Raw genomic sequence first — 21,942 nt, forward strand, 5'->3', positions numbered from 1 at the left:
CCGCAACGAGATTCAGGGGCCATGATCCAGACCTTAGCCTTCTACCTTTTCGCGTTCCTCGTGGTCGCCAGCGGCGTCTTCACGATCATGGCGCGTAACCCGGTGCATTCGGTGCTGTGGCTGATCCTCGCGTTCTTCAACGCGGCGGGACTGATGGTCATCGTCGGTGCGGAGTTTATCGCCGCGCTGCTGGTGATCGTCTACGTCGGTGCGGTCGCGGTGCTGTTCCTGTTCGTGGTGATGATGCTCGACATCGATTTCGCCGAATTGCGCGCCGGGTTCGTGAAGAACTTCCCGCTCGGCATCGCGATTGCGCTCGTGCTGCTGGCCGAGCTGGTGCTCGGCATCGGCGCCTACCGTGCCGGAGCGATCAAACTCGGCGTGCCGGACGGCAGCGCGGCGCCGATGATGGACCGCAGCAATATCGAGAGTCTGGGCGCGGTGCTCTACGGCGAATACCTGTTCCTGTTCGAAACCGCGGGCCTGATCCTTCTGGTGGCGATGGTCGGCGCGATCGTGCTGACGCACCGCGAACAGCCTCAGGGCGCACGGGGTCACCAGAATATCGCCAAGCAGAACCGCCGCCGCCCGCACGAGGCGACCGAGATGAAGCGCCCCGACGTGGGCAAGGGGGTCGAGCTGTGATCGGTATCGAACATTACGTCGTCGTCAGCGCGATCCTGTTCGTGCTCGGCGTCCTGGGGATCTTTCTCAACCGCAAGAACGTAATCGTCATCCTGATGGCGATCGAGCTGATCCTGCTGGCGGTGAACATCAACCTCGTCGCGTTCAGCGCCTTCCTCGGCGACATGACGGGGCAGGTCTTCGCGATGTTCGTGCTGACCGTCGCCGCCGGCGAGGCGGCGATCGGGCTGGCGATCCTCGTCATCTATTTCCGCGGCCGCGGCACGATCGCGGTCGACGACGTCAACCGGATGAAGGGATAAGCTCCGGTGCAGATCCTGCTTATCGTCTTCCTGCCGCTGCTTGCGGCGATCGTCGCCGGGCTTGGCAACCGTGCGCTCGGCAACACCGTCGCAAAATCGCTCACGACCGGCGCGCTGTTCGTCTCGTGCGCGCTTTCCTGGCCGATCTTCCTCGGATTCCTGAACGGCAGCGCCGAGGCGCATGTCGTACCGGTACTGCAGTGGGTGCAGTCGGGCGCGCTGAGCTTCGACTGGGCGCTGCGGGTCGATACGCTGACCGCCGTCATGCTTGTGGTGATCACCAGTGTCTCCGCTCTCGTCCACCTTTATAGCTGGGGCTACATGGACGAGGACCCGGACCAGCCGCGGTTCTTCGCCTACCTTTCGCTGTTCACCTTCGCCATGCTGATGCTGGTGACCGCGGACAACCTGGTGCAGATGTTCTTCGGTTGGGAAGGCGTCGGCCTGGCGAGTTACTTGCTGATCGGCTTCTGGTTCAAGAAGCCGAGCGCCAACAAGGCCGCGATCAAGGCCTTCGTGGTCAACCGCGTGGGCGACCTCGGCTTCATGCTCGGCATCTTCGGCACGTTCCTGGTGTTCCAGACGACCTCGATCCCCGAGATCCTCGCCGCGGCGCCGGGCATGAGCGGCAGCTCGATCGGCTTCCTCGGCATGCGCCTGCAGACGATGGACGTGCTCTGCATCCTTCTGTTCATCGGCGCGATGGGCAAGTCGGCGCAGCTCGGCCTGCACACCTGGCTGCCGGACGCGATGGAAGGCCCGACGCCGGTTTCGGCGCTGATCCACGCAGCGACGATGGTCACCGCAGGCGTGTTCATGGTCTGCCGCCTCTCGCCGATGTTCGAGACCGCACCGGTCGCGCTCGGCATGGTGACGTTCGTCGGCGCCGCGACCTGCTTCTTTGCCGCGACGATCGGCACGACGCAGTGGGACATCAAGCGGGTCATCGCCTATTCGACCTGCTCGCAGCTCGGCTACATGTTCTTCGCCGCGGGCGTCGGCGCCTATGGCGCGGCGATGTTCCACCTGTTCACGCACGCCTTCTTCAAGGCGCTGCTGTTCCTAGGTGCGGGCTCGGTCATCCATGCGATGCACCACGAGCAGGACATGCGCTATTACGGCGCGCTGCGTAAGCACATCCCGTTCACCTTCTGGGCGATGATGGCGGGCACGCTCGCGATCACCGGTGTCGGTATCTACTGGCTGCACGCGGGCTTCGCGGGCTTCCACTCGAAGGATGCGATCCTCGAAGTCGCCTTCGCGCGCGGGACGAGCCTCGGCACGTTCGCTTTCTGGATGGGCGCGATCGCCGCGCTGCTGACCAGCTTCTACTCGTGGCGCCTGATGTTCCTGACCTTCTGGGGCAAGCCGCGCTGGGCGGGCAGCGAGCACATCCAGCACGCGGTCCATCACGGCCACGACGAGCCGGAGGAGCACAATCCTCCCGCTCAGGAAGATGCCGGCGACGAAGCGACGCACCACGTTCCCTCGCCCGCGCATGGCGATGGTACGGCAGGCTATCACCCGCACGAGAGCCCGCTGACGATGCTGGTGCCGCTGGGCCTGCTGACGCTCGGCGCGGTCTTCGCGGGCTGGGTCTTCAGCCACGCCTTCCTCGACGATCCGGCGTTCTGGGGCGACTCGATCTTCTACAACGAGGCGCTGATCCACCAGATGCACGCTGTGCCGCTGTGGGTGAAGCTGACCGCGACGATCGTCATGCTGCTCGGTCTCTTCGGTGCCTGGCTCGCCTACATCCGCGACACCTCGATCCCGGGCAAGTTCGTCGAGCAGTTCAGCCTGCTGCACAACTTCGTCTACCGGAAGTGGTACTTCGACGAACTCTACGACCTGATCTTCGTGAGGCCGGCGTTCTGGTTCGGGCGCCAGTTCTGGAAGCGCGGCGACGTCGGCCTGATCGACCGGTTCGGCCCCGATGGAGCCGCCTGGGTGGTCGCCAAGGGCACGATCGCGGCGAAGAAGGTGCAGTCCGGATATCTCTATAGCTATGCGCTGGTCATGCTGCTCGGGCTGGTGGCCGCGGTTACGTGGGTGCTGATGTAATGGGGGGCTTCCCGATCCTTTCCGTGATGCTGCTGGTGCCGCTGCTGGCGGGCGTGGCGTGCCTGTTCGTGGAAGCGAAGGCGGCGCGCACGATCGCCCTGGCGGCGACGCTGATCGATCTCGCGCTCGGCGTGGTGCTGTGGCTCAACTTCGATATCGGCGGCGCGCAGTGGCAGTTCACCGAACGCGCGCCGATCTTCGCCGGGTTCAACTACGCGCTCGGCATCGACGGGATCGCGCTGCTGCTGATCGTGCTCAGCGTGTTCCTGATGCCGATCTGCATTCTCGCCAGCCAGTCGATCGAGAAGCGCGTCGGCGAATACATGGCGGCCTTCCTGTTCATGGAAGTGCTGATGATCGGCGTGTTCGCGGCGCAGGACCTGTTCCTGTTCTACATCTTCTTCGAAGCCGGTCTGATCCCGATGTACCTGATCATCGGCATCTGGGGCGGCCAGAACCGGATTTACGCCGCCTACAAGTTCTTCCTCTACACGCTGCTCGGCTCGGTGCTGATGCTGATCGCGATGCTGTGGATGGTGAACGAGGCCGGCACGACCGACATCCCGACGCTGATGCAGTACGATTTCCCGCCTGCCGCGCAGACCTGGCTGTGGCTCGCGTTCTTCGCCAGCTTCGCGGTGAAGATGCCGATGTGGCCCGTCCACACCTGGCTTCCCGACGCGCACGTTCAGGCGCCGACGGCAGGCTCGGTGATCCTGGCGGGCGTGCTGCTGAAGATGGGCGGCTATGGCTTCATCCGCTTCAGCCTGCCGATGTTCCCGGAGGCGAGCGCGCAGTTCGTGTGGCTGATCTGGGGCCTGTCGATGGCCGCGGTGGTCATCACCAGCCTGATCGCGCTGGTGCAGCAGGACATGAAGAAGCTGATCGCCTATTCCTCGGTCGCGCACATGGCGATCGTCACCATCGGTCTCTTCGCATTCAACGTGCAGGGGCTGGAAGGCGCGATGATCGTCATGCTCAGCCACGGGCTCGTGTCCGGTGCGCTGTTCCTGTGCGTCGGCGTGATCTACGACCGGCTGCACACGCGCGAGATCGATCGCTACGGCGGCCTTGCGATCAACATGCCGAAATATGCACTGTTCTTCCTGCTGTTCACGATGGCGAGCATCGGTCTGCCGGGGACGAGCGGCTTCGTCGGCGAGTTCCTGAGCCTGGCCGGCATCTATCAGGCGAACACCTGGGCGACCCTGGTGTGCGCCACGGGCATCATTCTGGGCGCGGGTTACATGCTCTACCTCTACTGGCGCATCGCGTTCGGCGTGCAGAAGAACGCGGACGCCGCCGCCATGCCCGATCTCTCCTTGCGCGAATGGCTCATGCTGGGCCCGATCGCCGCGGCCGTCCTGTGGATGGGCGTCTACCCGGAAAGCTTCCTCGCCCCGATGCGTCAGGACATTGCTGCTCTCGATGCGCGGCTCTCGCGCGCTGCGCCCGAAGGTGACTCGCACCTTGCCCCCGGCACACCGCGTGCCGAGGCCGCCAATGCCGTGGGGGGCACGCACGATGCCGGCCACGGCGAAGCGGAGGGAGCGCACTGATGGACTTCAAGGCTTCCCTCGCGCTCATCGCGCCCGAGATCCTGCTCAGCCTGTCCGCGCTGGCGCTGCTTCTGGTCGCCGCCTGGAGCCGTAATTCCAGCCGCCTGGTGAGCATCCTTGCCGCCGTCGCGCTGGGCGGTGCGGCGTTCCTGGCCGCGCCCGCGCTCTGCGCCGGGGCCATGGGGCCGGACACGCTGGCCTTCGGCGGGCAGTTCGCCGCCGATGCCTTCGCGTCGTTCTCCAAGATCCTGATCTACGTCGCGGCGATCGCCTGCCTGATGATCGCGCCGAGGTTCTTCGACCGCCAGGGCGCGATGCGGCCCGAGTATCCGGTGCTGGTGCTGCTTGCCACGCTCGGCATGGGGATCATGGTCTCCGCAACCGATTTCATCACCCTGTACGTCGGGCTCGAGCTCAACAGCCTGGCCGCTTACGTTCTCGCATCGTTCATGCGCTCGGACGACCGTTCGGCCGAGGCGGGCCTCAAGTACTTCGTGCTCGGCGCGCTCGCGAGCGGCATCCTGCTCTACGGCGTAAGCCTGGTCTACGGCTTCACCGGCACGACCTCGTTCGAAGGCGCCCGCGCCGCGCTGACGGGTGAGCTCTCGATGGGCGCGCTGTTCGGGCTGATTTTCGTGCTCGCGGGCCTTGCGTTCAAGATCTCGGCCGTGCCGTTCCACATGTGGACGCCCGACGTCTACGAAGGTGCGCCGACGCCGGTGACGACCTTCTTCTCGACCGCGCCCAAGGTGGCGGCGATCGCACTCACTGCCCGCGTGGCGGTGGATGCGTTCGGCGCGCAGGCCGATGCGTGGCGGCAGATCGTCATCTTCGCCGCACTCGCCTCGATCGTGCTCGGTGCGCTGGGCGCGATCGGGCAGAGCAACCTCAAGCGCCTGCTGGCTTACTCGTCGATCAACAACGTCGGCTTCATCCTGATCGGCCTCGCCGCCGCGACGGCGGGCGGCGTCTCGGCGATGCTCGTCTACCTGGCGATCTATGTCGCGATGTCGCTCGGCAGTTTCGTCGTCGTGCTCATGCTGCGCACCGCCGAGGGCGAGCAGCTCGAAGGCGTGGCGGACATCGCGGGGCTTTCGCGCACGCAGCCGCTACTGGCGCTGTGCTTCGCAGCGATGATGTTCAGCATCGCCGGCATCCCGCCGCTGTTCGGGTTCTGGGGCAAGTTCGTCGTCTTCCAGGCGGCCGTCGAGGCCGATCTCGTCGCTCTCGCGGCCATCGGCATCGCGGCGAGCGTGATCAGCGCGTTCTATTACATCAAGATCGTCAAGGTGATGTACTTCGACGAACCCGCCGGCGTGGTGACGGGCAAGAGCGATTGGGCTCACTGGCTGATCCTCGGCGTGACGACGCTGTTCGTCTCGCCGCTCGGTTACCTGCTGACGAGTCCGCTGGGCTATCTCGCCGACAAGGCGGCCGCCGCGCTGTTCTTCGTCGCTTGATCCATACCGTCGCAGAAACCGGATCGACCAGTGCCGACCTCGCCGCGCGGTTGCGCGCGGGGGAGCGCGTTGCGGAAGGCGATTGGCTGGTCGCGGACCGGCAGGTCGCAGGGCGGGGCCGCCAAGGGCGCCCGTGGCAGGATGCTTCGGGCAACTTCATGGGTTCGACCGTGGTTCATCCGGGCCCCGGCGATCCGCCCGCGCACACGCTGACGCTGGCTACGGCGCTGGCGGCTTACGAAGCCGTCCTGCCGCTGCTCCCCGATCCGCGCGCGCTGGTCATCAAGTGGCCGAACGATCTCCTGCTCGGCGGGGCCAAGCTCTCGGGCATCTTGCTCGAGCGCGAAGGCGACGCGGTGGTGGTCGGCATCGGGATCAATCTTGCCCAGGCGCCCGACCTGCCCGACCGGCCGACGGTGGCCCTGTCCGATCTCGGACCGGCGCCCGACCGCGATGCCTTCGCTCTCGCCCTTGCCGCTGCCTTCGACCGTGAGATCGAGCGCTGGCGCACGTTCGGCGTCGAACCGCTGATCCGCCGCTGGCTGGCCGTGGCGCACCCGCTCGACACGCCGCTCAAGGTGCACGATGCCGATGGCGTGCCGACATACGGTGCGTTCGCCGGCCTTGCGCCGGACGCATCGCTTCTCCTGCGCTTGGAAGACGGGACGACCCGTGCCATCCACGCAGGCGACGTGACGCTCGGCTGAAGGAACTCGCCATGCTGCTCGCTGCCGATGTCGGAAACACCAACGTGGTCTTCGCACTGTTCGCCACGAAAGACGAGGGGGGCCTGGAGATCAAGGCCCGCTGGCGCATCGCCACCGATCCGCGCCGGACGGGCGACGAATATGCGGTCTGGCTGCTCCAGCTGCTCAAGATCGAAGGCTTCGAGCGGACGGCGATCACGCGGATCATCGTCGGCTCGGTCGTGCCGCGCGCGATCCACAATCTCACCGTGCTGGCGGAGAAGTACTTCGGCCTGACGCCGCTCATCGCGGGCGAGGGCGATGCCGCCTGGGGCTTCTCGGTCGACGTCGACGAGCCGCGCTCGCTCGGCGCCGACCGTGCGCTCAACGCGATCGCCGCGCATGCCAAATATCAGGGCGATCTGATCGTGGTCGATTTCGGCACGGCGACCACGTTCGACGCGGTCGATTTCAACGGCGCCTACAAGGGCGGGATCATCGCTCCGGGGATCAACCTCTCGCTCGACGCGTTGGTGGGCAACACCGCCAAGCTGCCGAGGATCGCGATCGAAGCGCCGCGCACGAACAGCGTGATCGGCACGAACACCGAGGATCAGATGCTGATCGGCGCCTTCTGGGGCTACGTTTCGATGATGGAAGGCCTGATCGCCCGGATGCGCGCCGAGATCGGCCGCCCGGCGAAGGTGGTCGCGACCGGCGGTCTCGCGATCCTATTCGACCAGCACACGCAGATCTTCGACGCCGTCGACACCGACCTCACGCTCGAAGGTCTTGCCATCCTCGCGGAGCGCGCATCGCAGTGAAAAAGGACTTCACTCCCGAAAAGGAACTGCTGTTCCTCGCGCTCGGCGGATCGGGCGAGATCGGCATGAACGTCAACCTCTACGGGTGCGACGGCAAGTGGCTGATGGTTGACCTCGGCATGACCTTCTCCGGCGGCGAATACCCGGGCGTGGACCTCGTGTTCGCGGACCTCGACTTCATCGAGGAACGCTCGAAGGACCTCGTCGGCATCGTCCTCACCCACGCGCATGAAGACCACATCGGCGCGGTGCCTTATTTTGCTGCCGACCTCGGCGTTCCGCTTTACGCGACCCCGTTCACCGCCGACCTGGTGATGCGCAAGCTGGAGGAAGCCGGGCTTGCGCGCGCGGTCGAGCTCAACGTGGTGGGGAGTACTGATCCCTTTTCTTTGGGTCCCTTCGGTATCTCTTATGTGCCGCTCGCGCACTCGATCGCCGAGGGCAACGCGCTGCTGATCGAGACGCCGTATGGGCGGGTGTTCCACACCGGCGACTGGAAGCTGGACGAGGATCCGATCGTCGGCGAGCCGACCACCGAGGAGGAACTGACCGGGCTCGGTGACGAGGGCATTCTCGCGCTGGTCTGCGATTCGACCAACGTTTTCAATCCCGCACCGAGCGGTTCGGAAGGCGCCGTCTATCAAGGCCTGATGGAAGAGGTGAAGCGCCACACCGGCAAGCGCGTGCTGGTCACCACCTTCGCCTCCAACGTCGCGCGTCTGCACACCTTGGGCGAGGTCGCCAAGGCGACTGGACGGCGCCTGTGCATCGCGGGACGGTCGCTCGACAGGATCATCGAAGTCGCGCAGGACAACGGCTATCTCGAAGACCTGCCGGCGATCGTCGATTTCGACACCGCCATGGGCCTGCCGCGCGGGGAGGTCCTGATCCTCGCCACCGGCGGGCAGGGCGAGCCGCGCGCGGCGCTCGCGCGGATTGCCGACGGCTCGCATCCGATCGAACTGGCATCCGGCGACGTCGTGCTGTTCTCCAGCCGTCAGATTCCCGGCAACGAGATCGCGATCGGCCGGGTGCAGAACCAGCTTGCCGCGCGGGGGATCGTGATGGTCACCGACCGGCAGAGCGCGATCCACGTTTCCGGCCACCCGGGACGGCCGGAACTCGAGGCGCTCTACGGATGGCTGCGTCCCGAAATTCTGGTCCCCGTGCATGGCGAGATGCGCCATATGCACGAGCAGGCCAGGCTCGGGATCGCCAGCGGCATTCCGCATGCCGTCGTGCAGTCCAACGGCGATCTCGTACGCCTTGCCCCCGGACAGCCGGGGAAAGTGACAGAGGTGCGCGCGGGGCGTCTAGTACTCGACGGCGACATCATCGCGCCGGCCGTTGGCGAGGGCGTGGTCATGCGCCGGCGGATTGCGGCGGAAGGAGCGCTCGTCGTGATTCTCGTCCCCGGGGGCGGGGTTACGGTCGAATCCTTCGGGCTCCCGCTCGAGGAAGACATGGCGGATTTCATCGCGGAGGCGAAAGCGGACGTGCTCGATGCCATCGGCAAGCTGCGCGGCAAGAAGCGCAGCGCCGACGATGTCGTTGAAGCTGCGCGGCTTGCCGCTCGCCGGGCCGCGCGCCGTTGGTCGGGCAAGAACCCGCAGGTCAAGGTCGTGATGGTGGAGGGCTGACGCGATGCAATGGACGTCGATTCTTGCGATCTACTTCATCGTCTGGGTGATGAGCGCATTCTTCCTGTTGCCGTTCGGCGTTCGCACGCACGACGAACTCGGTCTCGAGAAGGTCCCGGGTCAGGCCGACAGCGCCCCGGCCAACTTCCGCCCCGGGCGCGTGGCGCTGCGCGCGACGATCCTTGCTGCAGTGCTGACCGGCCTCTTCGCGCTCAACTACGAGTATCGCTGGGTGGACGTCGACGACCTCGACGTCACCCGCCTATTCGCGTAGACGCTTGATAGCCTGGGCGAGCGCGACGTAGAGCTTGCCCATGTCGGAACTGAGCAAGGTCACGCCGAGCGCATTGCCGTCGCGTGTCGACAGCATGGTCCGCAGCATTCCCTCGAAGTCCGCGACGTAACGGTTTACGTTTTCCTGGAAATCCGGCTCGTTGCTGTAGAGGCCGGCGATGTCCCGCGCCTCGGCCCTGTCGAGCAGACGCACCGCCCGGCGGGTGAAGATGCCGCGGTCGCCGCGCAGGTAGGATGCCCACGCGGTATCGGTCACTTCCGTCGAAAGCGCCTTCGCGATGTCGATCGCGTTCGAATTGAGGCTTTCGGTGATCAGCGCCATGCGCCGCGCGAAATCGTTGTCGACCTGCTCCTCGGCGCGTTCGCGCGCCTGCACGACACGCGTTTCGAGGTTGGCGGCGAGTTCGTCCACCTTGGCGAGCTGGTCGCGGAGCTGGATGGCGGCCTGGCGGCTCGCGTCCGATGCTTTCGCGGCCGCTTTCTCGAGCTGACCGATCGACTGCTCGGCCTTCTCCCGCATGACTTCGTCGAGTGCTTGCGAGGTCTCGGTCCCCACGCGCTCGGCAAGTTCGCGGATGCTCTCGCTCGCGCTCTCGCCGATCGCGGCCCGGGCGGAACGAGCTGCCGTTTCGAGCGCCTCGATGGCGTCGCGCAGGTCCGCGCGCGCCTTCTCGGCGACGGCAGTGCTGTCTTCTTCCAGGCCGGCGATCACGGCGCGCAGTTCGCCGACTTGCGCCACGTGCGCTTCGTTCGCCTGCGCGAACCGTTCGTGCAGGACTTCCACGTCTGCGATCGTCTCGCGGCCGGTGTCGCGGGCGCCGGCCACGTAGTCGGACAGCCGCGCACTGGTGACGTTCGCTTCGTCGAGCACGAGCTTGAGATCGCCCGCGCGCTCCTCGACCGACGCGAGCCGTCCTTCCGCTTCGCCGATGGCCAGGGGCAGATCCTCGCGCGAGTGCTGCGCGCTCGCCTGGAGCAGTTCGAGCAATCGCACGCTCGCCTCGGTGAGGGAGGCGACGGCTTCGTCCGTTCCGTGCAGTGTCGCGCGGCTTTCGGCGAGCTTGATTTCCAGGCGCTCGAGGCTCTGCGCCAACACCTGCTCGGTCTCCCCGCCGTGATGCGCGATCGCTTCGACTTCGGCGCGCAACTGCACCAGCCGCTCGGTCACTGTCTCACCCTTGCGTGCAAGTTCGTCGGTCTGCGCGATATGGGCCTCGCGCCGTTCGGCGATGGCCGCGTCGATCTCCGCGAGGCGCGACGCAAGCGCGTCGGTGTACTCGCGCTCCGCCTCGGCGAGGATCGCCTGACGCTCCGCGATCCGCTCCTGCAGGCGCTGGTCGCGTTCCGCGATACCGCGATCCACCGCTTCGGCTTCGACCTTGAGCGCGGCCAGCTTCTGATTGGCCGAGGCGAGGGCGTTGTCGTCGACCCCCTTGATGACCTCGATCGCTTCGTTGAGGCGCTGCTTCATCGCCTCGATCTGTTCGGCCCAGGTGCCGAGCGCGGCCTCTTCGCCTTCGCGCACCGCATTGCCGATGATCTTCGCCTCGTCGCGCAGACCGCCGAGGCGTGCACGAAGGGAAACGAGGGCTTCCTCTTCTTCCGACGCCAGCGACTCGTGTGTCGTGCGCAGTTCCGCGGCCAGCGAGTCGGCACGGCGGCGCAGCGCCGCCAGCGTTTCCACTTCGCGGCCGTCGAGCTCGGTGCGGAACGTTTCGCTTTTCGTGCGGAGGGCGTCGAAACGCTCGGCGGTGAGGAGTTCGAGTTGATCGAGCTGTTCCCCGAACACCGTCAGGGCTTCCTCGATCCGGGATTCAAGAGTTCCGACCTGCCGCTCGCTCGCCTGCCCGAATTCGTTGAGCCGCTCGAAACCTCTCGTCAGTTCGGCGACGTGCTCGTGCGCGATCCGTCCGGCATTGCCGATCTGGTTGGAAACGTCGCGCGCGGAGTTTGCGATGACCGGCAGATCGTCCCGCAATTTGTTCATGTTGGTCAGCGCGGTGGTGCTGACAGTTGCGAGCACTTCCACCTGCTGTCCGTTGTCCTGGACGAGCCCCTGAAGGCGGTCGGCGTGCGTCGAAAGCCGCTCGGTCGCAACCCGTCCGAGGGTGTCGAGCTCGCGTGACTGCGAGGCGAGGAACTCGCGCGCAAGGCTGAGCTCGCGGTTGATCGTGACCAGTCGGGTCTCCAGCGCGCGCGACTCGTGCGACAGCAAATGGGCGACATCGCCGAAGCGGCGCGCTTCATGCGTGCTGTTACGCGTTGCGAGCAGCCACAACACCGCCACCAGAAGAACCGGCACCGCCCATTGCGCCATCCAGGTCAGCCATTGCGCCGGGGGCGCACCCGCAAGCATGGGCTCGCGGAAAATCCACACGAAGGCCGCTGTCCACGCAGCCGTCGCGCCCAGAGCAAGCACGGGGGCAAGCCATCGCATCCGCACGTCCGGTTCGGGATCTTCGTCCCATTCCTCCTCGAACGCGGTATGATCGCCGATATCCGTCTCGATCCCGGCCGTTTCGACCTCGCTCGTGACTGGTTCGCTCCCCGCGTCGTCCGGCCCTATGGCCCTGATATTCGATCCTCCAGACATGAGCGTCAGGCTATCACGAAAAGGGGGGGCTGAAACCCTGCTTTAACCAGACTTGCGATAGACCGAGTGCAATGGTCCACGAAAGCGGTGCCCTTGATGCCACGCTGGCTGCAGCGGCCGGCGACGATCCCGTCCTGATGGCCGAACTGCGTGCGGCTTTCGCAGACAGCCTGGGGCGGCAGATCGACCTGCTCGGTCGAGCGCGCTGCGACGGGAACTGGAACGTCGCCGCCTCGCGGCTGAAGGGACTGGCGGCGAGCTTTCACGCCGCGGCCCTCATCGAGCTTGCTGACGAGGCGATCGCGGCGGCTCCGGGCGAGCCGACCGTCCTGCGCAAGCTCACGGCGTTCATGCGCGATTTCTCCGCCGGGCGCAGCTGAGCGCCCGACCGGCGCGCTTGGCACGAGCGCAAGCTCGGCTTAAACCTCCCCGCTTTCATGCGGGAGTGAGCAGTTGCGGGTTGCGATCCTGTCGGCGATCCATCCGGGCGGAGAAGACGCCGAGGCGGCCGTGCGCGGTCTGCTCACCGTCGCCGGCCGCAGCGTCGCCGCGCTTCAGCTCGATCTTGCGCTGCGCCTGGGATGCGAGCGGATCGTATGCCTGGCCGAAGGTCTGGACGAAGGCGTTCTGCCCTTGCTTCACCGTGCAGAGCAGGGCGGGGCGACTTTCCACGCGCTGAGCAGCGCGCGTTCGCTTTCCGGCCTGGTGCGGGCGCAGGACGAACTTTTTCTCTTCGCCGAAGGTGTAGTGCCTGATCCGCTGGTAGTGGGGGAACTGCTGGGCGAACGTTCGGGCATCGTCGCCCTGCCGGCTGAGCCGGGCATCGAGGCCGGGTTCGAGCGAATCGACCGCGACCACGCCTGGGCCGGCGTTGCGCGCCTGCCGGGATCGGCGGTCGAGCGTCTGGTCGAAATGCCGTTCGAAGTCGACGCTGTGCCCGCCTTGCTGCGCGTCGGCCTGCAGACGGGCACGCGTATCGTACCGCTTCCGCCGTCACTAGTGACCGACAGACGCTGGGCCTTGCTGCGCAACGAGCAGCAGGCGCGTGCGTTCGAGGCCGCGTGGCTGAACCAGCGGGTCACGCTGTCCTCGTTCGCTGCCCCGGTGCATGCCTTGGCGGATCGGGCCGCAATGGTCCTGGCGCCGAGCATCCTGGCCCAGCGCGGCAAGGCGGCGCTTCCGATCGCGGGCGGTATCCTGGGGCTCGGTGGAGCGCTCGCCGCCGCGTGGTGGAAGTTGCCAGCGCTCGCCTTCGGATCGGCCGCGATCGGGGCCTTCCTGCTGCGCACGGGCGAAACGGTTGCCGCGTTTCTGAGCGAGGGCCGCCGGAGCGGCATGATCGCGCGCATCGCGCGTGCCCTGCCGGGCCTGGCGGTCGACGCAACCATTCTGGCGCTGGTCGGGGTGCTTGCGCCGGCAGGAGAGCGCGCGAGCTGGCTGTTTGCGGGCCTCACGCTGCTCTTCGCGCTGCGGATTGCCGGACATTCGCAAGTCGAATCGCTGGCGCGTCCGGCCTCGGATCGGGGGATTCTCGCGCTGGTGCTCGCAGTGTGTGCGGCGCTCGATCAAACTCTTGCGGGAATTCAGTTACTTGCGCTCGCGGTGCTGGCAGCGTTCTATCTCGTCCACGGGCGAGAGCGGATAACGCACGCTTAACTATACCGCGCTAAGGCGGATGGATGACCGAGTCCGGCACGAACAGCGCCTCGTATTCGCCGATCGAGGCGGTTCTCGCGGGCGAGCTCGCGCGCGGCGATCTCGTGCTCGGCACCGTCGGGCCGATGCTGGGCATGTTGCTCGCCAATCACGACAGTGCGTTGTTCAGCGACGAGATCGTTGCGAATGTGCGGGGAATGGGGCTTCACGTGGCACGGCAGACCCTGGTCGCGCAGGCGAATGCCGGCGGTCTCGAAGACCCGTTCGCCTTTGCCGCCGAGCATGGAGATGCGCTGGCCGAGAGCCTTGCGCAGAACCTGCAATTCCTCGGCCATTGCCACGCACTCGCGCTCGAACATCGCCTGGCCATGCAGTTGGAGCGGCGCAACGCGATCGATCCGGTGCTGTCGCCGCTCCTTCAATCGCTGATCGCGTCGTCCGACACGGACACCGCGCAGCTAGCCATGGCGCTTCTCGCCGCGCAGGCGCGTTTCGTCCAGCAGCAGCGCAGGGTGGAGCTGCCGCTGGCGGAACTGCCGCCGCCGCTGTTCGAGCACGCCCTTTCCACATGGCGTGCGCAGGCCGGCGGCACTGACGAAAACGCGATCGAGCAGGCGGGCAAGCGCCTGCGTGACGCTTACGACCCGCAAGCTACGCGCCTCGCCTTGCTCGAACGGGCAGCCGGGGCAGTCGGAGACGGGATGAAGGCGGCGCTTTCCATCGGCCATGCCGGGGCCGCCTTGTTCCTCGCGGCGCTCGCGCTGGCGACTGGCCAGAACCGCGATCTGGTGGCCGTGGCGACCAACGAAAGCCAGGTCGGCCGACTGGCGCTCGCGCTCCGCGCTGCCGGGCTCAAGCCCGAGCAGATTGCCGAGCAGTTCGTTCTCATCCATCCCGGCATCACTCTGCCCGCCGCATTCGACACGCTGCGCGCCGATCGCGCTGCGGCGATCCTTGCGGCGTCGGACCGGCAGGTCCTGGGTTGAACCCATGAACGCGCACTCCTCCAGCTATCTCGCACGCGGGCGGACCAACGCGGACGATCACCTGATCGAAGCCGACGAGATGATCGCCGCCTTGCAGCGGAGTTGCGGGGGCGAGATTCCCGGCATGCTTGCGGTGCCGGCGTTGCTCGAGAGGGTGCGCCAGGCACGTATCGCCGGTACCCGCATTAGCGGCGCGATCGAGGCGGTCGGGGGTGAGGACGTCATCCACGCCTGGGTGGAAATCTTTCCGCACTCCGGAAGCGAGGCGGGCTGCTCCATCGGCATCGCGGACTGGCAGGTATCCCCCGCCGCGCGAGACGACGATGCACAGGCTGCGGCCCGGCATCTGGAGATAGAGCGCAGCGTGGCCGATCTGTGGGCGCGACTCGACCCCGTGCAAGGTGTGCTGGCGGTGGAAGCGCGCGCGCCGGATCTCGCCGCCCTCGCTCTTCGCATCGGACAGGGCGCGGGGAGACCCTGGACCGATTTCGTCGAGCTGCCCGACGCAGTGCACGAGCAGCCGATGCACTGGCGCCTGCTCGGCGGCCTGGCGGTCCGGGTGCCGGAATCGCCGCGCGAATGGACCGTGACCCTGGTGCCCCTCGGAGGACCCGAGCCTGGGCAATCGGGATTCGAACTCTATCTCGCATCGGACGCGGTCCTTCCCAACGCGGAAACGCCAGCCGATGCCGAACCCGCCGGCCCTCCCGCAACGCATCTGATCGGGCGAAATCTCGCGCCTGTGCTGCGTCAGCCGATCGCGCGGATCATCGCCAATGCGGAAACGATCCGCACCCGGCTCGCCGGGCCGCTCGCCGAGGAGTACAGCAACTACGCGGCCGATATCGCGGCCGCGGGCCAGCATCTTCTGGCACTGATCGAAGACCTGTCCGATCTTGAAGTCGTCGAAGCGGAAGGTTTCGTCACCGCCCCCGACGAGATCGATCTCGGCGACGTCGCCCGCCGCGCCGCGGGGATCCTGACAGTCCGCGCGAAGGAGAAGGGGATTGCGCTGACCGCGCCGCCTGCCGGCGCGTCGGTGCCTGTGGTGGCGGAATTCCGCCGTGTCCTGCAGATCCTGCTCAACCTCGTCGGCAACGCGATCCGCTATTCGCCCGAAGGCTCGCAGATCCGACTGGAGCTTTCAGGCGAGGGGGAGAAGGCCCGCGTGAGCGTGATCGACGACGGGCCGGGGCTCGACAAGGCGCAGCAGGCGCGGGTGTTCGAGAAGTTCGAACGGCTCGGTCGCAGCGGCGACGGGGGATCGGGGCTCGGGCTCTACATCTCGCGTCGCCTGGCGCGAGCGATGGGCGGCGATCTTACCGTGGAAAGCGAGCCCGGTAATGGCGCGAGCTTCACGCTCGAGCTGCCCGGCCACAAGCCTCCGGAATAGTCGGGTCGCCGGCGAGCCTTCGCAATGCCGGCAACCCGAGTGAAGCTCAGCGCTTGTCGAGCGGAACGTAGTCGCGCTCGGTCGGCCCGGTGTAGAGCTGACGCGGGCGGCCGATGACCTGGCCGGGATCGGAAATCATCTCGTTCCACTGCGCGACCCACCCGACCGTGCGGGCCAGCGCGAAGAGGGCGGTGAACATGGTGGTCGGGAAGCCGATCGCCGAGAGGATGATGCCCGAGTAGAAGTCCACGTTCGGGAACAGCTTCTTTTCCTTGAAGTAATCATCGCTAAGCGCGATTTCCTCGAGCCGGAGCGCGGTCTCGAAGACCGGATCGGTGACCTTGAGCGCCTCGAACACCTCGCGCACCGTCTTTTGCATCACCGTCGCGCGCGGATCGTAGTTCTTATAGACGCGGTGACCGAAGCCCATCAGGCGGAACGGGTCGTTCTTGTCCTTGGCGCGCTCGATGTAGTGCGGAATGCGGTCGGGCGTGCCGATCTCGTGCAGCATGTTGAGCGCTGCCTCGTTCGCGCCGCCGTGCGCCGGGCCCCAAAGGCAGGCGATGCCCGCTGCGATGCAGGCAAAAGGATTGGCGCCCGAGGAACCGGCGAGCCGGACGGTCGAGGTCGAGGCGTTCTGCTCGTGATCGGCGTGGAGGATGAAGATCCGGTCCATCGCCTTTTCGACCGCCGGGTGCAGCTCGTATTCCTCGGCCGGAACGCCGAACGTCATGCGCAGGAAGTTGCCGGTGTAGCTCAGGTCGTTCTGCGGATAGAGGAACGGCTGACCGACCGAGAACTTATAGGCCATCGCCGCGATCGTCGGCATCTTCGCGATCAGGCGGTGGCTGGAAATCTTGCGATGCTCGGGATCCGAGATGTCGGTACTGTCGTGATAGAACGCCGACAGCGCGCCAACGACGCCGCACATGATCGCCATCGGGTGGGCGTCGCGGCGGAAACCGCGATAGAACGTCGCAAGCTGCTCGTGCAGCATCGTGTGGCGGGTGATCGTGTAGTTGAAGTCGTCGAGTTCGACCTGCGACGGCAGTTCGCCATTCAGCAGCAGGTAGGCGACTTCCATGAAGCTCGAATGTTCGGCGAGCTGCCCGATCGGGTAGCCGCGGTGGAGCAGAACGCCTTCCTCGCCGTCGATATAGGTCAGCGCGCTTTCGCAACTGGCGGTCGACTTGTAACCGGGGTCGAAGGTGAAAGCGCCCGTGCTGCCGTAGAGCTTGCGGATGTCGACGACGTCCGGGCCCACGCTCCCCTGCAATACGGGGAATTCATGGGTCTGGCCGCCCAGTTCGAGTTTCGCCTGCTTGTCCGCCAAATTCGTTCTCCTCTTTGATGCCTAGCCCTGCTTTGCCGGAGCGGCCTGCGCGTCGATCCGCGCGAGCGCTTCTTCCCGTCCAAGCAGGACCAGCACATCGAAAATACCCGGGGACGTGGTTGTCCCGGTCAGCGCTGCGCGCATGGGCTGCGCGAGCTTGCCGAGGCCCAGTCCGAGCTCCTCGGCGAGTGCCTTGGTAGTGGCTTCGAGAGCCTCGATTGTCCAGTTCTTTTCGGCCCGCAAACGATCGGCGATCTGACCTAAAATTGCGCGCGCATCGCTGTCGAGCAGCGCTTCGGCCTTTTCCGTCAGCGTGAACGGGCGGGTCCTGAACAGAAACGCCGCGCCCTCCGCCAGTTCGTCGAGATCGCGCGCACGGGTCTTGAGCACGGGCATGGCCTGGGCGAGCAGCGCTTCGTCGGCCGCCGCTCCGATCCGGTGCGCGACCAGCTTCGCAAGCCGCGCGTCGTCGGCCTCGCGGATATAGTGGCCATTGAGGTTCTGCAGTTTCTTGAGATCGAAGCGCGAAGGGCTCTTGCCCACGCCGTCGAGGTCGAACAGCGCGATCGCTTCCTCGCGCGTGATTTCCTCGCGGTCGCCGTGGCCCCAGCCGAGGCGGAGCAGGTAGTTGAACAGCGCTTCGGGCAGAATGCCGAACTCGTCGCGATAGGTTTCCGCACCGAGGGCGCCGTGGCGCTTCGACAGCTTGGCGCCGTCGCTGCCGTGGATCAGCGGGATATGGGCGTAGACCGGCTCGGGCCAGTCCATCGCGCGATAGATCGGGAGCTGGCGGAAGGCGTTGTTGAGATGGTCGTCGCCGCGGATGACATGGGTGACGCCCATGTCGTGATCGTCGACCACCACCGCCAGCATGTAGGTCGGAGTGCCGTCGGCGCGCAGGAGGATATAGTCGTCGAGTTCCTCGTTGCGCACGGTCACCCGGCCCTGAACCCGGTCCTCGATGACGGTTTCGCCCTCGTTCGGCGTCTTCAGCCGCACGACATAGGGTGCGCCGAGCGGGGCGTCGGCCGGATCGCGGTCACGCCAGCGGCCGTCGTAGCGCAGCGGCTGTTTGGCGGCGCGCTGGGCGGCGCGCATTTCCTCGAGTTCCTCGGTCGTCGCATAGCACTTGTAGGCGTGCCCCGCTGCGAGGAGTTGCTCGGCGACTTCGACATGCCGCGCGCCGCGTTCCGACTGGAACACGACATCGTCGTCCCATTCGAGGCCGAGCCAGGCGAGTCCGTCGAGAATCGCGTCGATCGCTTCCGGGGTCGAGCGCTTGCGGTCGGTATCCTCGATCCTCAGCAGCGCCCTGCCGCCGTGATGGCGCGCGTAGAGCCAGTTGAACAGCGCCGTGCGGGCGCCGCCGATATGCAGGAATCCGGTCGGAGATGGAGCGAAGCGCGTCACAACCTGTCCGCTATCGCTTGCCATATCTGACGTGATCCTTTCCTATGTCTCCCATGGCGACGGGGGTGCCCGAGGTGCCGTTGGGGGGCGGGCCCGAAGAGGCCAATGCTGCAGCGCAGCGCAATTGGCGCAGCGCGGCGCGTTTGTCTAGTGCGGTGGATCGGATCGAGGCGTTTCTCGCGGTGGCGGGATTCGATCGCGGACCCTGGCTCGCCGTCGCCTTCGCCGCCGGGATCGGGGCCTGGTTCCTCCTGCCGATGCCTTGGCAATGGGTCGCCGTTATCGCCCTTGCGATGCTCGCCGCGATCGCCGCGCAGGCGTTGTGGGGGGATCGCGACGATCGGGCGAACCTGCGCCTGGCCGTGGTTTCGCTGGCGATCGTGGTCGCCGCGGGAATGGCTATCGTGTGGCTGCGCTCCGCGGCCGTGGGGGCGGAGCCGATCCACTATCCGCGGGTCGAACGGATCGAAGCGCGGGTTCTCGAACGGATCGACCAGCCGGCGGAAGACCGCCTGCGTCTGGTTCTGGCGTACCGCGATGCGGAGGCGGCGCGGGCGCGAAAGGTGCGGATTAACGTGCCGCTCTCGGCGGACCAAGCGGGATTGGCCGAAGGCGCGGTCGTGCGCCTGCGAACCCGGCTGATGCCGCCATCTCCACCCATGTTGCCGGGCGGCTACGACTTTGCGCGGACCGCATGGTTCCAGGGACTGTCTGCGACAGGCTCGCTGGTCGGGGAGATCGAGATCGTGCAGCCCGGCCGCGGTGCGAGCAGCCTGGCAGCGGTTCAGCGTGCGCTCGCGGCGCACGTGCGCGAGCGTTTGTCGGGCTCGCCGGGGACGATTGCGGCGGCCTTCGCGAGCGGGGACCGGGGAGCCATAACCCGCGCCGACGAGGAGGCGATGCGGGACTCAGGATTGACGCACCTGCTGTCGATCAGCGGCCTTCACGTCAGCGCCGTGATCGCGGCGGCTTACTTCCTGGCGATCAAGCTGCTCGCGCTCTGGCCCTGGCTTGCCCTGCGCGTGCGGCTGCCGGTCCTTGCCGCCGCGATCGCGGCCGGCGCCGGCGTGGGATACACGCTACTGACCGGTGCGGAGGTACCGACGGTGCGAAGCTGCATCGGTGCCGTGCTCGTACTGATCGCCTTGGCGCTCGGACGCGAGCCGCTGTCGATGCGAATGGTAGCCGTGGCCGCCATCGCCGTCCTGCTGCTGTGGCCCGAATCGCTTGTCGGGCCGAGCTTCCAGATGAGCTTCGCGGCGGTGCTCGCGATCGTCGCACTGCACGGCAGTGCGCCGGTGCAGGCTTTCCTTGCTCCGCGCGAGGAGAACTCGATCGTCCGCTTTGCGCGGCGTGCCGCGATGCTGCTCATCATGGGCATTGTGATCGAGATCGCGCTGATGCCTATCGTGCTGTTCCATTTCCATCGTGCCGGTCTGTACGGTGCGCTGGCAAACGTGATCGCTATTCCGCTCGTCACTTTCGTATCGATGCCGCTGATCGCGCTTGCCCTGCTGCTCGATCTCGTCGGAGCGGGTGCGCCCGTCTGGTGGCTTGCGGGCAAATCGCTCGAGCTGCTGCTTGCCATCGCCCACTTCACTGCCGCCCAGCCTGGCGCGGTGAAGCTCGCACCCCAGATGGGCCTGGTGACGATCGCGCTGTTCGTCATCGGGGGGCTGTGGCTGGCGCTGTGGCGAGGGCGGACGCGGTTGCTCGGCCTCGTGCCGGCGGCTTTCGGAACGATCCTGCTCATCGGAACGCCTGCACCGGATGTGCTCATCTCTGGCGATGGACGGCATGTCGGAATAGCGGGGGAGGGCGACCGGCTGCTGATGTTGCGGGATACCCGCAGTGAGTTCGCGCGCGACAATCTCCTGGAACTCGCGGGGCTGGAAGGCGAACCGGTTCCGCTCAGCCGCTGGGCCGGTGCGCGCTGCAGCCGCGACTTCTGCACGCTCGCGGTCGACCGCGGCGAGAGGCGCTGGACGCTGCTGATGGCGCGTGGCCGCGACATGGTGGAGGAACGCGCGCTCGCCGCAGCCTGCGATCGTGTCGACATCGTCGTTGCCGACCGCTTTCTGCCGCGCAGTTGCCGTCCGCGCTGGCTAAAGGCCGATCGACGCCTGCTCAGCCGCACGGGCGGGCTCGCGCTCCACCTCGACGAACCGCGTATGGAGGCGGTCGCCGAGGGGCAGGGTGAACATGGCTGGTGGCGCGGCACGCGGCGCTAGATCAACGATCGCGCAGCGCTGCTGTATCCGCTCGGCGATCAGTGATAGCGGCGCAGCAGCCCCGAGAGCTTGCCCTGCACCTGCACCTCGTCTGGCCGGTAGATCTGCGCCTCGTAAGTGCCATTGGCGGGGTCCAGACGGATCATCCCGTTCTCCCGGCGCAGGTACTTGAGCGTCGCTTCCTCGTTGCGCACGAGCGCCACCACGATCTCGCCATCGCGCGCCATGTCGGTACGGCGTACGAGCGCGAAGTCGCCGTCGAAAATGCCTGCTTCGATCATCGAATCGCCCGAAACCTCGAGCGCATAGTGCTCGCCCGGGCCGAGCAGCGCGGCGGGAACCGGCAAGCTGCTTTGTCCCTCGATCGCTTCGATCGGAACGCCCGCGGCGATGCGGCCGTGGAGCGGAATTTCGATGACGTCGTTCGCCGGCCTCGGCTGCGCTGGTGCGGCCCGGTGCAGATCCACCACATTGTCGCCTCTCGCGCCGCGCGCGGCGGGTGTCGCATCTTCGGGCTGCTTGAGCACTTCGAGTGCGCGGGCGCGGTTGGGCAGGCGGCGAATGAAGCCGCGTTCTTCGAGCGCAGAGATCAGCCGATGAACACCCGACTTGCTCTTGAGATCGAGCGCTTCCTTCATCTCTTCAAATGATGGGGAAATGCCGGTTTCCTCCAGTCGCTGCTGGATGAAGCGGATCAACTCGTGCTGCTTTGCCGTCAGCATGGCGAAGTCTCCTCGGTCGCCTGACACGCTCGTTCGGGTGCGAACGAATGCGGAACAACTAGGCAACCAATTTGGTGAAGTCAAGCAATTCCGCCATTTTGGAGTCGATAACGGAGAACATCCGTTCCGCTTTCGTCTCCGAGG

At 66.5% G+C, this 21,942-nt stretch carries 18 protein-coding genes; 14 read left to right on the forward strand and 4 right to left on the reverse strand.

Translation table 11 applies throughout. The features are described 5' to 3' along the window. Nucleotides 1-21 precede the first annotated feature (21 nt). Genes JNO53_RS00865 through JNO53_RS00905 form a run of 9 tightly spaced genes read left to right on the forward strand, consistent with a single transcriptional unit; the run spans nucleotide 22 to nucleotide 9,454 of the window. Entirely contained in the window at nucleotides 22-645 is a 624-nt protein-coding gene (locus JNO53_RS00865) for an NADH-quinone oxidoreductase subunit J (RefSeq protein WP_203106904.1), read from the forward strand. Then, entirely contained in the window at nucleotides 642-947 is a 306-nt protein-coding gene (gene nuoK / locus JNO53_RS00870; RefSeq protein ID WP_119512137.1) for an NADH-quinone oxidoreductase subunit NuoK, read from the forward strand. The genes JNO53_RS00865 and nuoK overlap by 4 nt, the downstream gene beginning before the upstream one ends. 6 nt (nucleotides 948-953) lie before the next feature. Beyond that, nucleotides 954-3,011, forward strand: coding sequence for an NADH-quinone oxidoreductase subunit L (nuoL, locus tag JNO53_RS00875; protein WP_203106905.1), 2,058 nt, complete (start codon nucleotides 954-956; stop codon nucleotides 3,009-3,011). Then, nucleotides 3,011-4,570 carry an NADH-quinone oxidoreductase subunit M gene (locus JNO53_RS00880; protein WP_203106906.1) on the forward strand — a complete coding sequence of 520 codons (1,560 nt, stop codon included), beginning with the start codon at nucleotides 3,011-3,013 and terminating at the stop codon, nucleotides 4,568-4,570. Before nuoL ends, JNO53_RS00880 begins: the two co-directional genes overlap by 1 nt. Beyond that, a complete protein-coding gene (gene nuoN / locus JNO53_RS00885; RefSeq protein ID WP_203106907.1) occupies nucleotides 4,570-6,030 on the forward strand; it encodes an NADH-quinone oxidoreductase subunit NuoN in 1,461 nt (486 codons plus the stop codon). The genes JNO53_RS00880 and nuoN overlap by 1 nt, the downstream gene beginning before the upstream one ends. Then, on the forward strand, nucleotides 6,027-6,737 hold the full coding sequence (locus JNO53_RS00890; protein ID WP_203106908.1) for a biotin--[acetyl-CoA-carboxylase] ligase: 711 nt from the start codon (nucleotides 6,027-6,029) through the stop codon (nucleotides 6,735-6,737). Before nuoN ends, JNO53_RS00890 begins: the two co-directional genes overlap by 4 nt. 11 nt (nucleotides 6,738-6,748) lie before the next feature. Continuing rightward, nucleotides 6,749-7,540, forward strand: coding sequence for a type III pantothenate kinase (locus JNO53_RS00895; RefSeq protein WP_203106909.1), 792 nt, complete (start codon nucleotides 6,749-6,751; stop codon nucleotides 7,538-7,540). Continuing rightward, on the forward strand, nucleotides 7,537-9,180 hold the full coding sequence (locus tag JNO53_RS00900) for a ribonuclease J (RefSeq protein ID WP_338015265.1): 1,644 nt from the start codon (nucleotides 7,537-7,539) through the stop codon (nucleotides 9,178-9,180). Before JNO53_RS00895 ends, JNO53_RS00900 begins: the two co-directional genes overlap by 4 nt. Before the next feature lie 4 nt (nucleotides 9,181-9,184). Beyond that, entirely contained in the window at nucleotides 9,185-9,454 is a 270-nt protein-coding gene (locus tag JNO53_RS00905) for a DUF1467 family protein (protein WP_203106910.1), read from the forward strand. On the opposite strand, the gene JNO53_RS00910 is transcribed toward JNO53_RS00905, so the two are convergent. Next, a complete protein-coding gene (locus tag JNO53_RS00910) occupies nucleotides 9,443-12,067 on the reverse strand; it encodes an ATPase (protein WP_203106911.1) in 2,625 nt (874 codons plus the stop codon). The two genes, JNO53_RS00905 and JNO53_RS00910, sit on opposite strands and share 12 nt — an antisense overlap. A 71-nt stretch (nucleotides 12,068-12,138) precedes the next feature. Between JNO53_RS00910 and JNO53_RS00915 the strand changes: the two genes are divergently transcribed. From JNO53_RS00915 to JNO53_RS00930, 4 genes are all read left to right on the forward strand, one after another. Continuing rightward, entirely contained in the window at nucleotides 12,139-12,447 is a 309-nt protein-coding gene (locus JNO53_RS00915; protein ID WP_203106912.1) for an Hpt domain-containing protein, read from the forward strand. A gap of 73 nt (nucleotides 12,448-12,520) precedes the next feature. Then, on the forward strand, nucleotides 12,521-13,723 hold the full coding sequence (locus JNO53_RS00920) for a hypothetical protein (RefSeq protein ID WP_203106913.1): 1,203 nt from the start codon (nucleotides 12,521-12,523) through the stop codon (nucleotides 13,721-13,723). 23 nt (nucleotides 13,724-13,746) lie between these two features. Beyond that, on the forward strand, nucleotides 13,747-14,709 hold the full coding sequence (locus JNO53_RS00925; RefSeq protein WP_203106914.1) for a hypothetical protein: 963 nt from the start codon (nucleotides 13,747-13,749) through the stop codon (nucleotides 14,707-14,709). A 4-nt stretch (nucleotides 14,710-14,713) separates the two neighbouring features. Beyond that, nucleotides 14,714-16,102, forward strand: coding sequence for a sensor histidine kinase (locus JNO53_RS00930; protein WP_203106915.1), 1,389 nt, complete (start codon nucleotides 14,714-14,716; stop codon nucleotides 16,100-16,102). Nucleotides 16,103-16,148: 46 nt separating this feature from the next. Here the strand turns inward: JNO53_RS00930 and JNO53_RS00935 are convergent, their stop codons facing one another. Together JNO53_RS00935 and gltX are read right to left on the reverse strand one after the other, a co-directional pair. Further along, a complete protein-coding gene (locus JNO53_RS00935; protein ID WP_203106916.1) occupies nucleotides 16,149-17,435 on the reverse strand; it encodes a citrate synthase in 1,287 nt (428 codons plus the stop codon). 21 nt (nucleotides 17,436-17,456) lie between these two features. After that, complete coding sequence (gene gltX / locus JNO53_RS00940; RefSeq protein WP_203106917.1) at nucleotides 17,457-18,869, reverse strand: glutamate--tRNA ligase; 1,413 nt, start codon at nucleotides 18,867-18,869, stop codon at nucleotides 17,457-17,459. A 20-nt stretch (nucleotides 18,870-18,889) separates the two neighbouring features. Between gltX and JNO53_RS00945 the strand changes: the two genes are divergently transcribed. Further along, on the forward strand, nucleotides 18,890-21,076 hold the full coding sequence (locus JNO53_RS00945; RefSeq protein ID WP_443111152.1) for a ComEC/Rec2 family competence protein: 2,187 nt from the start codon (nucleotides 18,890-18,892) through the stop codon (nucleotides 21,074-21,076). A gap of 38 nt (nucleotides 21,077-21,114) precedes the next feature. On the opposite strand, the gene lexA is transcribed toward JNO53_RS00945, so the two are convergent. Continuing rightward, on the reverse strand, nucleotides 21,115-21,798 hold the full coding sequence (gene lexA, locus JNO53_RS00950; RefSeq protein ID WP_203106919.1) for a transcriptional repressor LexA: 684 nt from the start codon (nucleotides 21,796-21,798) through the stop codon (nucleotides 21,115-21,117). Nucleotides 21,799-21,942: the final 144 nt, after the last annotated feature.

This window comes from Altererythrobacter sp. C41 (assembly GCF_016803135.1).
Lineage (GTDB): Bacteria > Pseudomonadota > Alphaproteobacteria > Sphingomonadales > Sphingomonadaceae > Pelagerythrobacter.

Excerpts from the sequence above, each read along its gene's own strand:
- JNO53_RS00895 (WP_203106909.1), top strand. The coding sequence starts at position 6,749 with ATGCTGCTCGCTGCCGATGTCGGAAACACCAACGTGGTCTTCGCACTG.
- JNO53_RS00910 (WP_203106911.1), bottom strand. The coding sequence starts at position 12,067 with ATGTCTGGAGGATCGAATATCAGGGCCATAGGGCCGGACGACGCGGGG.
- JNO53_RS00945 (WP_443111152.1), top strand. The coding sequence starts at position 18,890 with ATGTCTCCCATGGCGACGGGGGTGCCCGAGGTGCCGTTGGGGGGCGGG.
- JNO53_RS00865 (WP_203106904.1), top strand. The coding sequence starts at position 22 with ATGATCCAGACCTTAGCCTTCTACCTTTTCGCGTTCCTCGTGGTCGCC.
- JNO53_RS00905 (WP_203106910.1), top strand. The coding sequence starts at position 9,185 with ATGCAATGGACGTCGATTCTTGCGATCTACTTCATCGTCTGGGTGATG.
- JNO53_RS00880 (WP_203106906.1), top strand. The coding sequence starts at position 3,011 with ATGGGGGGCTTCCCGATCCTTTCCGTGATGCTGCTGGTGCCGCTGCTG.
- lexA (WP_203106919.1), bottom strand. The coding sequence starts at position 21,798 with ATGCTGACGGCAAAGCAGCACGAGTTGATCCGCTTCATCCAGCAGCGA.
- gltX (WP_203106917.1), bottom strand. The coding sequence starts at position 18,869 with ATGGCAAGCGATAGCGGACAGGTTGTGACGCGCTTCGCTCCATCTCCG.
- nuoN (WP_203106907.1), top strand. The coding sequence starts at position 4,570 with ATGGACTTCAAGGCTTCCCTCGCGCTCATCGCGCCCGAGATCCTGCTC.
- JNO53_RS00930 (WP_203106915.1), top strand. The coding sequence starts at position 14,714 with ATGAACGCGCACTCCTCCAGCTATCTCGCACGCGGGCGGACCAACGCG.
- JNO53_RS00915 (WP_203106912.1), top strand. The coding sequence starts at position 12,139 with ATGGTCCACGAAAGCGGTGCCCTTGATGCCACGCTGGCTGCAGCGGCC.
- JNO53_RS00925 (WP_203106914.1), top strand. The coding sequence starts at position 13,747 with ATGACCGAGTCCGGCACGAACAGCGCCTCGTATTCGCCGATCGAGGCG.